The organism is Streptococcus sp. HMSC066F01 (assembly GCF_001837335.1).
Lineage (GTDB): Bacteria > Bacillota > Bacilli > Lactobacillales > Streptococcaceae > Streptococcus > Streptococcus oralis_S.
The window spans coordinates 385,729-399,571 of record NZ_KV832119.1 but is presented as its reverse complement, the minus strand read 5'-3'; the positions used below and the strand labels follow the sequence as shown (position 1 = coordinate 399,571).

General features: G+C 39.7%; 12 protein-coding genes. 6 read left to right on the top strand and 6 right to left on the bottom strand.

The window, feature by feature from the left end; all coding sequences use genetic code 11:
- Positions 1 to 41 precede the first annotated feature (41 nt).
- Positions 42 to 749, top strand: a complete 708-nt coding sequence (ccdA2, locus tag HMPREF2655_RS09210) for a thiol-disulfide oxidoreductase-associated membrane protein CcdA2 (RefSeq protein WP_045591534.1) — start codon at positions 42 to 44, stop codon at positions 747 to 749.
- A gap of 12 nt (positions 750 to 761) precedes the next feature.
- Positions 762 to 1,307, top strand: coding sequence for a thiol-disulfide oxidoreductase-associated lipoprotein SdbB (gene sdbB / locus HMPREF2655_RS09205; RefSeq protein WP_000755591.1), 546 nt, complete (start codon positions 762 to 764; stop codon positions 1,305 to 1,307).
- 29 nt (positions 1,308 to 1,336) lie between these two features.
- Here the strand turns inward: sdbB and pbp3 are convergent, their stop codons facing one another.
- The gene (gene pbp3, locus HMPREF2655_RS09200) at positions 1,337 to 2,578 is read right to left on the bottom strand and encodes a D-alanyl-D-alanine carboxypeptidase PBP3 (RefSeq protein ID WP_002874503.1); all 1,242 of its coding nucleotides are present in this window, start codon (positions 2,576 to 2,578) and stop codon (positions 1,337 to 1,339) included.
- Between the two features lie 104 nt (positions 2,579 to 2,682).
- Here pbp3 and HMPREF2655_RS09195 point away from each other — a divergent pair, with 104 nt between their 5' ends.
- The 4 genes from HMPREF2655_RS09195 (at position 2,683) to ffh (ending at position 7,285) form a co-directional block, all read left to right on the top strand.
- Entirely contained in the window at positions 2,683 to 3,792 is a 1,110-nt protein-coding gene (locus HMPREF2655_RS09195; RefSeq protein WP_000489830.1) for an AI-2E family transporter, read from the top strand.
- Positions 3,793 to 4,028: 236 nt separating this feature from the next.
- The gene (tuf, locus tag HMPREF2655_RS09190) at positions 4,029 to 5,225 is read left to right on the top strand and encodes an elongation factor Tu (RefSeq protein ID WP_001040720.1); all 1,197 of its coding nucleotides are present in this window, start codon (positions 4,029 to 4,031) and stop codon (positions 5,223 to 5,225) included.
- Positions 5,226 to 5,369: 144 nt separating this feature from the next.
- A complete protein-coding gene (locus HMPREF2655_RS09185; protein ID WP_000402066.1) occupies positions 5,370 to 5,702 on the top strand; it encodes a putative DNA-binding protein in 333 nt (110 codons plus the stop codon).
- An 11-nt stretch (positions 5,703 to 5,713) separates the two neighbouring features.
- Positions 5,714 to 7,285 carry a signal recognition particle protein gene (ffh, locus tag HMPREF2655_RS09180; RefSeq protein ID WP_049500276.1) on the top strand — a complete coding sequence of 524 codons (1,572 nt, stop codon included), beginning with the start codon at positions 5,714 to 5,716 and terminating at the stop codon, positions 7,283 to 7,285.
- Between the two features lie 82 nt (positions 7,286 to 7,367).
- On the opposite strand, the gene HMPREF2655_RS09175 is transcribed toward ffh, so the two are convergent.
- From HMPREF2655_RS09175 to guaA, 5 genes are all read right to left on the bottom strand, one after another.
- Positions 7,368 to 8,366 (bottom strand): sensor histidine kinase, encoded by a 999-nt coding sequence (locus tag HMPREF2655_RS09175; protein WP_070838681.1) that lies wholly within the window; start codon positions 8,364 to 8,366, stop codon positions 7,368 to 7,370.
- The gene (locus tag HMPREF2655_RS09170; protein WP_070838679.1) at positions 8,350 to 9,039 is read right to left on the bottom strand and encodes a response regulator transcription factor; all 690 of its coding nucleotides are present in this window, start codon (positions 9,037 to 9,039) and stop codon (positions 8,350 to 8,352) included. The genes HMPREF2655_RS09175 and HMPREF2655_RS09170 overlap by 17 nt, the downstream gene beginning before the upstream one ends.
- Positions 9,040 to 9,071: 32 nt before the next feature.
- Positions 9,072 to 11,126 (bottom strand): FtsX-like permease family protein, encoded by a 2,055-nt coding sequence (locus tag HMPREF2655_RS09165; protein WP_070838677.1) that lies wholly within the window; start codon positions 11,124 to 11,126, stop codon positions 9,072 to 9,074.
- On the bottom strand, positions 11,116 to 11,889 hold the full coding sequence (locus HMPREF2655_RS09160; protein WP_070838675.1) for an ABC transporter ATP-binding protein: 774 nt from the start codon (positions 11,887 to 11,889) through the stop codon (positions 11,116 to 11,118). The genes HMPREF2655_RS09165 and HMPREF2655_RS09160 overlap by 11 nt, the downstream gene beginning before the upstream one ends.
- Before the next feature lie 267 nt (positions 11,890 to 12,156).
- On the bottom strand, positions 12,157 to 13,719 hold the full coding sequence (gene guaA / locus HMPREF2655_RS09155; RefSeq protein WP_000065697.1) for a glutamine-hydrolyzing GMP synthase: 1,563 nt from the start codon (positions 13,717 to 13,719) through the stop codon (positions 12,157 to 12,159).
- Positions 13,720 to 13,843 lie beyond the last annotated feature (124 nt).

Sequence of the window (13,843 nt, the reverse complement as noted above, 5' to 3'; positions counted from 1 at the left end):
TAGTAAAATAGGATTAGAATTTTGAGAAAGTAGGTAATTCGTTGGAGTCGATTATATTTCTAGTATCCGTTTTTTTAGCAGGTATTCTGTCCTTCTTTTCACCCTGCATCTTTCCTTTGCTACCTGTCTATGCTGGTATTTTACTGGATGATCAGGGAAATTCGAAAAGCTTTCGCTTTTTTGGAAGAGACGTTGCATGGTCAGGATTAGTTCGGACCTTGTGTTTTATTGCAGGAATCTCCCTCATTTTCTTTATTTTAGGATTTGGAGCTGGATTCCTAGGGCACATGCTCTATGCAGACTGGTTTCGTTATGTTATGGGATCATTCATTATCCTTTTGGGTCTTCACCAGATGGAAATCTTGCATTTCAATAAACTGGAGGTTCAAAAGACAGTCACCTTCAAACAATCCAAGTCGAATCACTATCTGTCAGCCTTTTTACTTGGGATAACCTTTAGTTTTGGTTGGACCCCTTGTATCGGACCAGTCTTAAGTTCAGTCTTGGCCCTAGCAGCTTCAGGTGGCAATGGTGCTTGGCAAGGAGCCGTGTTAACATTAGTATACACATTGGGAATGGCCCTTCCTTTCATTGTTTTGGCCCTGGCTTCGGGCTGGATTATGCCCTATTTTAGTAAATTAAAACCTCATATGATCCTACTAAAGAAAATCGGGGGAGCTTTGATTATTTTGATGGGATTATTATTAATGCTAGGGCAGTTAAATGCCTTATCAGGAATTCTTGGATAAAAGGAGAAAAAGATGAAAAAAGTTATTTTTGCTGGATTGAGCCTCATGTCTCTATTCTTGTTGATTGCCTGTGGTGAAAAAGAAACCAAACAGACAAGCAGTCCAAAACAACCTGCTGTACAACAAATCGCAGTCGGTAAGGATGCACCAGACTTCACCCTGCAGTCTATGGATGGCAAAGAGGTCAAATTATCAGACTATAAGGGCAAAAAAGTCTATTTGAAATTCTGGGCTTCTTGGTGTGGACCATGTAAAAAAAGCATGCCTGAGTTGATGGAACTAGCTGCCAAACAAGATCGAGACTTTGAAATCTTGAGTGTCATTGCACCTGGTTTACAAGGTGAAAAAACAGTTCAAGACTTTCCAAAATGGTACCAAGAACAAGGCTACAAGGATATTCCAGTTCTATATGATACGCAAGCAACTACCTTCCAAGCCTACCAAATTCGTAGTATTCCAACAGAATACTTGATTGACAGTCAAGGTAAAATCGGAAAAATCCAATTTGGTGCTATTAGCAACGCTGATGCAGAAGCGGCTTTTAAAGAAATGAAATAAAGAAAAAATCGCGATTATTCGCGATTTTTTTATAGTTTTTCATTGATAAAGCGGATAAATTGATTCCACCAAACCTTCAAAAAGAAGGCTTTTTCTACTTTCTTTTCAGAAACCATTTCAAAAGATGGTTTGTCGGAAGTGAGATAGCCCTGGCCGACCAAATCCTGATCATCATAGGTCAGAGTACCAACAACCTTTCCTTCTTCTAGTGGAGCCATTTCTGATGTTGATTTTGGTGTGAATTGGAGGGCTGGTGTAGTACCGCTTCCGATGCGTTGGACGATGGAAATATCTGACTTAGCGACAGCTGTCACATTGTCTTCCTTACCATCAAGAACTGTTACTTTACTATCGTTGTAAGCTTCACCTTTCTGAACGACAGTTTTTAAGGCAAAGTTTGCAGAAATATAATCTAAAAGTGCTGAAGTAGCAGTAAAACGTGCATAAGGGTTGGTATCTTGTTGATCTGCATTCAAAACAACCGTAATAATACGCATCCCTTTCTCAACAGTTGTTCCCACGAATGAAGCACCAGCTTTATCAGTAGTACCTGTCTTTAGTCCATCAATACCACCACGATAGGCAGGCATTCCCTCCAACATATAGTTGGTTGAGTGGATTTCAAGTCCTGCAAAGGTAGAAGTTGGTTTTTTTGTGATTTCCAAAACTTGAGGATAATCTCGGATGAGGTTACGAGCGACGATTGCAACATCGTAGGCACTCAACTTGTTTTCATCGTCTTTTTTAGAACCAGGATAGATATTATCGCCAAGGGTCTCATTATTTAAACCAGTAGTGTTTACAATAGTTGCATCTTGAATTCCCCATTCAAGAAGTTTAGCCCTCATCTTGTCTACAAAGTCTTTCTCAGAACCAGCAATCTTTTCTGCTAGCGCAATCGCAGCGCTGTTAGCACTGGATACCATTGTAGCCTCTAATAGCTGTTCAACAGTATAATTTCGAGCTTCCATAGGGACGTTACTCGCCTCAGAATTAGTTGTAAGTTTGTAAGGATAGTCCGAAATATCAACAGGTGTAGATAGGCTGATAGTTCCTTGTTCCAGAGCTTCATAGACCAGATAAACTGTAACCAGTTTTGTAATAGAAGCAATTTCTACAGGCTGATTTGCATCTTTTTCATAGAGGATTTTTCCAGTTGTAGCCTCGACAGCAATAGCATGTTTAGCAGCAACATCAAACTCCTGAGCAGAAACAGTAGAAGCTGTTCCAAAAACCAAAAGTGTCATAAAAGATAAAATTATTTTTTTCATATTAGCTTTATTTTATCATAAAGAAAAAAAATATTCTCGCTTTTTTACTAAAGCCATCTTATCTTTTTCAGAAATATGGTAAAATAGAGAGAAGGAGGATACCTATGTTCCGTAGAAACAAATTATTTTTTTGGACAGCTGAAATTTTATTATTAACACTGATTTTCTATCTTTGGAGAGAAATGGGAGCCATTATTACTCCCTTTGTGACGGTTGTGAATACCATCATGATTCCATTTTTGCTTGGTGGATTTTTTTACTACATTACAAATCCAGTCGTTACTTTCTTAGAAAAGAGATGTAAGATCAATCGTCTAATAGGTGTCTTGGTCACTCTTTGTGCCTTGATTGGTGCTATCGTTGTGGGGGTCGTTTATCTCTTGCCGATTTTGATTAATCAGTTGACCAGCTTGATTATTTCTAGTCAAAACATCTATAGTAGACTACAAGATTTGATCATCGATTTGTCCATGAATCCAGTCTTCCAAAATATTGATATTCAACAAACAATTCAACAACTGAATCTCTCCTATGTGGATATCCTCCAGAATATCCTTAATAGCGTCAGCAACAGTTTAGGAAGCGTTCTTTCAGCCTTGTTTAGTACAGTTCTGATTCTCATTATGACCCCTGTATTCTTGATTTATTTCTTGTTGGATGGTCATAAGTTGCTACCAATGTTGGAACGTACCGTCTTAAAACATGACAAATTGAATCTTTCTAGCCTTTTAACCAATCTCAATACAACCATAGCGCGCTATATCAGTGGAATTGCGATTGATGCGGTTATTATTGGATGTTTAGCTTATATTGGCTATAGCGTTATCGGATTAAAGTACGCCTTAGTTTTTGCTATTTTCTCTGGAATCGCAAATTTAATTCCTTATGTTGGTCCAAGTATTGGCTTGATTCCAATGGTGATTGCCAATGTGTTCACGGATCCTCATCGTATGTTGATTGCGGTTGCTTATATGCTTATTATTCAACAGATTGACGGAAATGTTCTCTATCCACGTATCGTTGGAGGAGTTATGAAAGTACATCCGATTACGATTTTGGTGCTCCTCTTACTGTCAAGTAATATCTACGGTGTCATAGGGATGGTCGTAGCAGTACCTACTTACTCCATTTTTAAAGAAATTACTAAGTTCCTAGCGAAATTATATGAAAACCATAAAGAAGCTAAGGAACTGGAAAAAACAGAATCAAATTAAAATCAGGGAAACCTGATTTTTTTGATGAAAATATTATCTCCCAAACAAAGATAAGTTTGAATTCATATTGCCATAAAGAAGCAGAGGAACAGGATTTGATAAGATTTAGATTAATTCACAAAATATGTGTAAAACACTTGCAATTTAGCAGAAATTTGATAAAATAGTAAGGAAAGTTAGACTGTATTGCCTACTGTCTATCTATAAAATATATTTTATTGGAGGCTTTTACTCAAATGGCAAAAGAAAAATACGATCGTAGTAAACCACACGTTAACATTGGTACTATCGGACACGTTGACCACGGTAAAACTACTTTGACTGCAGCTATCACAACTGTATTGGCACGTCGCTTGCCTTCAGCAGTTAACCAACCTAAAGACTATGCGTCTATCGATGCTGCTCCAGAAGAACGCGAACGCGGTATCACTATCAACACTGCGCACGTTGAGTACGAAACTGAAAAACGTCACTACGCTCACATCGACGCTCCAGGACACGCGGACTACGTTAAAAACATGATCACTGGTGCCGCTCAAATGGACGGAGCTATCCTTGTAGTAGCTTCAACTGACGGACCAATGCCACAAACTCGTGAGCACATCCTTCTTTCACGTCAGGTTGGTGTTAAACACCTTATCGTCTTCATGAACAAAATTGACTTGGTAGACGACGAAGAATTGCTTGAATTGGTTGAAATGGAAATCCGTGACCTCTTGTCAGAATACGACTTCCCAGGTGACGATCTTCCAGTTATCCAAGGTTCAGCTCTTAAAGCTCTTGAAGGTGACTCTAAATACGAAGACATCATCATGGAATTGATGAACACTGTTGATGAGTACATCCCAGAACCAGAACGTGACACTGAAAAACCATTGCTTCTTCCAGTCGAAGACGTATTCTCAATCACTGGACGTGGTACAGTTGCTTCAGGACGTATCGACCGTGGTACTGTTCGTGTCAACGACGAAATCGAAATCGTTGGTATCAAAGAAGAAACTCAAAAAGCAGTTGTTACTGGTGTTGAAATGTTCCGTAAGCAACTTGACGAAGGTCTTGCCGGAGATAACGTAGGTGTCCTTCTTCGTGGTGTTCAACGTGACGAAATCGAACGTGGACAAGTTATCGCTAAACCAGGTTCAATCAACCCACACACTAAATTTAAAGGTGAAGTCTATATCCTTACTAAAGAAGAAGGTGGACGTCACACTCCATTCTTCAACAACTACCGTCCACAATTCTACTTCCGTACTACTGACGTTACAGGTTCAATCGAACTTCCTGCAGGTACTGAAATGGTAATGCCTGGTGATAACGTGACTATCGACGTTGAGTTGATCCACCCAATCGCCGTAGAACAAGGTACTACATTCTCTATCCGTGAGGGTGGACGTACTGTTGGTTCAGGTATGGTTACAGAAATCGAAGCTTAATTCGATTAAGTTCCCAGAAGAACAATTATTTAAGTCAGACACTAAAAGAATCTTGCCTTGCAAGGTTCTTTTTTTCTTATTCTTACTCTATTTGAAGTGCTTCTACTCTAGCAGTATAATCGTTTTTTTGGTATAATAAAAGTTATGGAAATCGAAAAAACCAATCGTATGAACGCCCTTTTTGAATTTTATGCGGCGCTTTTGACAGACAAGCAGATGAACTATATTGAACTTTATTATGCTGATGATTATAGTCTTGCTGAGATTGCTGAGGAGTTCGGTGTCAGTCGTCAGGCTGTCTATGACAATATCAAGCGTACGGAAAAGATTCTAGAAGATTATGAGATGAAATTGCACATGTATTCGGACTACATTGTCCGCAGTCAGATTTTTGACCAGATCTTGGAGCGTTATCCCAAGGATGACTTTCTGCAGGAGCAGATAGAAATTTTAACAAGTATTGATAATAGAGAATAAGAGGAAGAAAAATGGCATTTGAAAGTTTAACAGAACGTTTACAGAACGTCTTTAAAAATCTACGTAAAAAAGGAAAAATATCTGAGGCTGATGTCCAGGAAGCGACCAAAGAGATTCGTTTGGCCTTGCTGGAAGCCGACGTTGCTTTGCCTGTTGTAAAGGACTTTATCAAGAAGGTTCGTGAACGTGCAATCGGACATGAGGTCATTGATACCCTCAATCCTGCCCAACAGATTATCAAAATCGTTGATGAGGAACTCACAGCCGTTTTAGGTTCTGATACAGCTGAGATTATCAAGTCACCAAAAATTCCAACCATTATCATGATGGTCGGTTTACAGGGGGCTGGTAAAACAACCTTTGCTGGTAAGCTGGCTAATAAACTCAAGAAGGAAGAAAATGCACGTCCTTTGATGATTGCGGCAGATATTTATCGTCCAGCAGCCATCGATCAGTTGAAAACACTTGGACAACAAATTGATGTTCCTGTCTTTGCACTTGGAACAGAAGTGCCTGCTGTTGAAATTGTTCGCCAAGGTTTGGAGCAAGCGCAAGCCAACCATAACGACTATGTCTTGATTGATACGGCAGGTCGATTGCAGATTGATGAGCTCTTGATGAACGAGCTTCGTGACGTTAAGGCCTTAGCCCAACCAAACGAAATCCTCCTTGTCATTGATGCCATGATCGGTCAGGAAGCGGCTAATGTTGCCCGTGAGTTTAATGCTCAGTTGGAAGTAACTGGTGTCATCCTTACCAAGATTGATGGAGACACACGTGGTGGTGCGGCTCTGTCTGTTCGTCATATCACTGGTAAACCAATCAAGTTCACTGGTACGGGTGAAAAGATTACAGATATCGAAACCTTCCACCCAGACCGTATGTCAAGCCGTATCCTTGGTATGGGGGATATGTTGACCTTGATTGAGAAAGCTTCTCAGGAATACGATGAGCAAAAAGCCCTTGAAATGGCTGAGAAGATGCGTGAAAACACCTTTGATTTCAATGATTTCATCGATCAATTGGATCAGGTGCAAAACATGGGGCCAATGGAAGACTTACTCAAGATGATTCCAGGTATGGCTAACAATCCTGCCCTTCAAAATATGAAGGTGGATGAGCGTCAGATTGCGCGCAAACGTGCCATCGTATCTTCCATGACACCTGAAGAACGTGAAAATCCTGATCTGTTAAATCCAAGTCGTCGCCGTCGTATCGCTGCTGGTTCTGGTAATACCTTTGTCGAAGTCAATAAATTTATCAAGGACTTTAACCAGGCTAAACAGCTCATGCAAGGTGTCATGTCTGGAGATATGAATAAAATGATGAAGCAAATGGGAATCAATCCCAATAACCTTCCTAAAAATATGCCAAATATGGGAGGAATGGATATGTCTGCCCTTGAAGGCATGATGGGACAGGGTGGCATGCCGGATATGTCAGCTCTCGGAGGAGCAGGAATGCCAGATATGAGCCAGATGTTTGGTGGTGGACTAAAAGGTAAAATCGGTGAATTTGCCATGAAACAGTCTATGAAACGCATGGCCAACAAAATGAAAAAAGCGAAGAAAAAACGCAAATAAAAAAGGGAAGCAGAAGTGCTTTCCTTTTTGTTATAAAATATGTGCTTTCTATGATTAGGCAATTTTCTTACTCGAAAAATGACTAAATAGAAAGAATGATTTCAAATCCATGCATCCATTCAGATTTTACTGTGATTTCGATTTTTAAAGCATCTGCTAATTGTTTGACCAGATAGAGACCCATGCCTGTTGATTTTTTCCTTATGTCTCCTGAATCACCTGTAAAACCTTTTTCAAAGATATGAGGGAGGTCGCAAGCTTTAACTCCGCAGCCATTATCCCTAATAATCAGACTTGTGCGCCCCTTGTCACTTAACATAGAAATCTTGAGTTCTGGCTTGTCAGAACTATATTTAAGGGCGTTGGCTAGGATTTGAGAGAGGATAAATTCAAAACTGCGTTGATCGGTATAGCAGATTCCTTGTATGTTTTCTACCTTAATCGTAAATTTCTTTTCTTTGAGCAAGGGATCAAAGTTTTCCAAAAGATCCTGAATACACTCTTGGAGGTCGACATCTTCAAATAGAAAATCATTTTTTTCACTTTTCACCCTGTAATAGAATAGTATCTGTGATACTATTCCTTGGATTTGATTTTTCACATAGTCCAACTTAAAAGTTGTATCCTTTGGCAACTGGTCACTTTGGTTGTCCAAAAGGAGGGAAAGAAGCGATAGAGGAAGTTTGATTTCATGAGCCCATTTTTCAACATAGTCCTCATAGTCGGCTAGTAATGAGTTGAGCTTTCCTATTTCCGCTTGCCTTTGGTAAAGCGCATTTGCGATTTCTTCGATGCTTTCTTTCTCTGAGACAGTTGATAAACGCAATAATTCTATCTCCGTATCCATCTTAGGATTGGCTATGAAAGCCTTATAAGCAGTTGCTTTTTTTCTTTCTTTTCTTATAAGTAGGAATGACAGGATAAAAAAGAGCAGGATGGTAGCTAAAAGATAGAGTAGGATGAGGACTTGAAACTTTTTCACGTCTGAAAGCCAAAGCAGGATAGCTGTGAATAGATCAAATGCTAAAAGAACAAGTAACCAGGGCAGATAGGTAGCCAAATATTTAAGATTCTGTTTCATCTGGATTTACCTCTTCTAGCTTGTAACCAATACCTCTGACGGACTTGACTTGAAGTGCAATACCAGCATGTTTCATCACCTTTTTGAGCCTTGCAATGTTTACTTGAAGGGCATTTTCATCGATGAACTCAGTTGTATTCCACAGTTTCATGCTTAGTTCTTCTTTTGTGACGACAGAATCAGTTGCCACTAATAAGGTTTCTAACAATTTTCCTTGATTTTGGGGGAGTAAAATCGAGTGTCCATTTATATAAAGGGTATAGGTCTGTCTATCCAGCAGGAAATTATCTTTTTCAAGTAGATTTTGTCTGCCTTCATAGCGTTTTAAGATATTTTCTATACGTGCCAAAAATCTTTCTTTCTTGAAAGGCTTTGTTAAGTACTCGTCTGCCCCTAATTTCAGAGCGAAGATTTCATCTTTTAATTGTTCACGAGAGGTGAGAACCAATATGGGCACAGAGCGTTTTGACTTGAGATTTTTACAAATTTGAAAGCCATTTTCTCCTGGTAAATTCAAATCCAGTATGATTAGATCTGTATCGTATTGCAGCACTTGCTGGCTTGTATCTTTGAAGTCAGTCAACTTATCAACTTGATAACCCGCTTTCTCTAACAAGATGACAATTTCATCTCTAATCAAGGCTTCATCTTCAATAACCAGAATATGCTTCATATCAGCCCCTCCTTTTCCTATTTTATTCTACCTTATTCATCTCTTTTGGGTTCCATTAATGACAACAAGTACTTGTTGCTATTTTTCTTTACAATTCTGATATAGATGACTTCAAATCCAGCTAAGAGCAGTACTATCAGCATTGCTGTCATAAATTTCTGCCCCATGACCATTCTTGCGCTAGCGGGCACTATTCCTGTGAGGAGGGAGCTCACTCCGAAGCTACTACTGATAAGTGCAAGGGCTATTGGTAGACCGAAATACCAGTTGATTTGCTTTTCTGACGATTTACAAAGAGTTTCGTAGTTGGCTCCGAGATGGATCAAGGTTTGGTATCGTCTGTAGGATTGTCTTTGTCCCATCAAAAACTGAACGCCAATGATTGTATTAGCGACAACAAGGAAGATGATAGCCAGATAGATAGTGATATAGCTGGCAGAGATAATGTAAAATAATTGTCTTCCCATATTTTGTATATAGCTTTCATAACCAAGAGAGGTTTGATTTAGCTTTTCATTGGTATCTGAGATAGCTCTCATCAGGCCTTTTTCCTTGACCAGCTCAGGAGTTAAGATACCGCTGACATAGTTCGAGTAGCGACTGTCTGTATAGTTCATAAAGACTTCATCTGGGACTATGAGGGCAACAGAGAGGGTGATTTCACGATCCGTTACAATCGGTAAATACTCCACTTCTCCAATCAATTTTACATCATTTCCCATGACTTTGATTTTAGGGTTTGTCTTTAGGACAGAGTTGACGAGACTTTCATCTGGGAGAAAATCTTTCCCCATATACAAGTAGGCTTCCTTGCTAGTTAATTCTAGAGGAGGGAGATTGGCAACCTTTCTAAGTTCATTGTATTCGGAAACTGGTATGAGGTGGGAAGTAGTAGACTGTTTAAATCTTTGAAGCAAAATTTCCTTGTTCTTGCTGCCTTTTTGCTTTTTCAACTCCTGGATGATCTCTTCGAAGGCTACGGACTCGTTTTCTTTTGGTTTCCCGACTTTGATTTGTAGAATCTTTGAAAACTGTGATGCTAGTCCTTTAGCTTCAAGCTCTTTTTTAACTGTATTCACATCAAGATTTTCATCTGTTTCCTGCTTGCTACCTCTAAATGTATAATCCAATACGTGGGTTTGATTGCCTGAATTGCCACTTGCAATAGCAACACCTGCTCCAAAGAGGCATAAGGCAGAGAAGATTAAGAGGGAGCAGATGGCCAGTATAGTTGAGCGCTGGATAACTAATTCCTGAATCTGTCTAAAATTATAGGCATGAAGTTTTCGATTGTTTCCAAGCTTGACCAAAAAGTCTATAAATAAACGCATACCAAAGAAGAGGAGGATAGTTCCAAAAGTTCCCAAGAGAACAGTGAAGCCCATGGTTATGACACTTTCCCAAGCTCGTCTACTCATCCCCAAGTAATAGGCTGTTCCGAGAAGCAAGATTCCGAGGACGGAAGCAAGAAGGTATACCCCCTTGGGAAGTAGTTTCTTCATCCCAGAAGGAGAATAGGATAGCAGGTTTCCTATTTCCTTATTGGCTGTTTTTGCACTTAAAAGAACAAAGACGACTAATTTAACAGCTAGGAAGCCGATGACTGTATAGAGTAGAGCTGTAGTAGATAGAGAAAATTGATGTTCAATAATCCCCAACCCAACAATTTTGGCTGTTATTAGACTAATTAGTTCCGAAATTAAGATGGCAATAGGAAGGCCTATTCCAAGAGCAAGGATGCTGTTTCTCAAATCCTCGAGTAGGAGCAGCAAGAACAGTTTGCTTCTTCTCATTCCCAGTGTGAGATAGACACCAAATTCATGTTTTCTTCTTTCCATCTGCATACTGCTTGCGAAGTAGACTAGAAAAAAGAGGATAAAGAGCGTTGCTACATAAAGAATAGGAATCATGCTAAAGAGTTTGTTTACAGCGTCACTTTCTATTTGTTTTAGAAAGATTATCACATCTTGATGGGACAAAGAAAGGATGATGTAAAAGGAGATAATAGAAAGAACCATGGAACTGAAGTACAAGCCATTATTTTTTCGATCTCTCTTGCTATTTCTTGAGACTAATTTAGAAAACATTGCCATCACCTCCAGCTAGGGCTGCCATGACCTTTAGTATTCTTTGGTAGAAGTCTTCTTGACTTTCTCTTGGATAATCGCGACGGATTTCATGGAATAGTTTTCCGTCTTGGATAAACAAGATGCGGTTGCAAAAGCTGGCTGCGACGGAATCGTGGGTCACCATGAGAATGGTGGTTTCTTCCACTTGATTCATTTCGGATAATTTTTGCATCAAAATGGTCGCATTTTTTGAATCCAAAGCCCCAGTGGGCTCATCCGCAAATACAATCTTAGGGTCTAAAATCAAGGCACGAGTAGCAGCTACCCTTTGCCGTTGACCACCTGATAATTGAGAAGGGAACTTATCCAGAAGTTCAGAAATATCCAGATATTGGGAAAGCAATTCTAACCGAACCTTGCTTTCGTTGGCATCGACCTTGTGCAAAGACAAGGGGAGTAAAATATTTTCTTTGGCTGTAAGATTGTCCAAGAGCTCAAAATTCTGGAAGAGATAGCCAATTTCCTTGCCTCTATAATCTGCTAATTGGCTCCCTTTTAACTGACCTAAATCTTTTTCTTGCATTTGAATAGAGCCGTCAGTTGGCTTGATGATTGTGGCGAGACAGTTAAGGAGGGTTGTTTTCCCAGAACCGCTACTCCCCATAATTCCTAAGAACTCACCTTTTACAACCTGAAAAGATATGCCGTTCAAGGCCTTGGTGATATTCGGCTCTTTTCCATAATGCTTTTTTAATGATTCTACTCGTAAAATTGTTTCCATGTGAAACACCTCCATCTTTCGTTACTTTCATTATAGTATGAATCAGAGTAGAATAACACTTACGGATGATGTAAGAAATCTTTATCGTTGACTTCTATGGTCAGTTTATTGGACTTATACTTACTATATTATAGCATGATTTTAGGGATTTAAAAAGGGGAGTTGAAGCTCAAGGACTTTCCATATTACAAAAAATTCTGATTTTGAAAATATGAAAGAAAAAGCCTTAGAAACATTGATTTCTAGGGCTTTTTAAAATCATTAACTTTATTCCCACTCAACGGTTGCAGGTGGTTTACTTGTAATGTCGTAGACGATACGGTTAACGTGATCCACTTCATTTACGATACGTACAGAAATCTTTTGAAGGACTTCCCAAGGAATCTTGGCAAAGTCAGCTGTCATACCATCGATAGAAGTGATAGCACGAATGGCAATCGTGTAGTCATAAGTACGACCATCACCCATAACACCAACTGAACGAACGCCTGTGTTGACAGTGAAATATTGCCAGATATCACGGTCAAGTCCAGCTTTAGCGATTTCTTCACGAAGGATAGCATCAGACTCACGAACAGTTTCTAGTTTTTCTTCAGTGATTTCACCCATGACACGGATAGCGAGACCTGGTCCTGGGAATGGTTGGCGCCATACGATGTGGTCTGGCATACCAAGCTCTGTACCGAGGGCACGGACTTCGTCTTTATAAAGAGTGTTCAATGGCTCAATCAATTCAAACTGCATGTCTTCTGGAAGACCACCAACATTGTGGTGTGATTTGATGGTTTGAGCAGTATCTGTACCAGACTCAATCACGTCAGTGTAAAGCGTTCCCTGAGCAAGGAATTTTACATCTTTTAGCTTACTAGCTTCGTCATCAAAGACATAAACAAACTCGTTTCCGATGATTTTACGTTTTTGCTCAGGATCAGAAACACCTGCAAGTTTATCAAGGAATCGTTTAGCAGCGTCTGCTTTAACGATATTCAAACCAAACTTACCACCAAGCATGTCCATAACTTGGTCAGCCTCTCCCTTACGGAGAAGACCGTGGTCTACAAAGATACAGATTAATTGATCACCGATTGCTTTCTGGAGAAGAACGCCAACAACAGAAGAGTCAACACCACCTGATAGGCCGAGAAGAACACGCTTGTCACCTACAGTTTCACGGATTTTTTTGATCTGCATATCGATGAAGTTGTCCATTGACCAGTCGCCTTTAGCCTGACAGATGTTAAGGGCAAAGTTGCGAAGGATATCATTCCCGTATACAGAATGGCGAACTTCTGGGTGGAATTGGATACCATAGATGTGCTTGTCAGGGTTTTCAATAGCTGCATAAGGACAGTCAGCAGAAGTTCCAGTACGAACAAAATCAGCTGGAATCTCTGTAACAGCATCGCCATGGCTCATCAAAACAATCTGTTCTTCAGGAGTCCCTTCAAAGAGGGCAGAAGTGGTATGGGTAAGTGGTGATTGGCCATACTCTCGGTTACCAGCATCACCTGCAGGGACAACTTTTCCTCCAAGTTTATGAGTTAAAAGTTGCATACCATAGCATATTCCTAAAATTGGAATGCCAAGTTCAAAAATTTCTGGGTCAATGTCAAATGAACCATCTTCGTATACAGAGTTTGGTCCACCAGAGAGGATGATCCCTACAGGGTTAATCGCACGAACCTCTGCGGCTGAGATTTTGTGACTTTTTAACTCTGAAAAAACACCGATTTCACGAATACGGCGTGAAATTAGCTGGTTGTATTGGCTACCATAGTCCAGCACGATGATTTTTTCGACATCTTGCAAATCAGTTGAAATGTTGCTCATCTTTTTCCTTTCTCAAAAGAAATATCTTTTTCAATATTCTATCACAAATAGGGGCGAATTACCAACTAAACAAGGCAAAGTTTGACTTTTTCTTAGCAAATACGGTACAATGGAGAAAATAAAG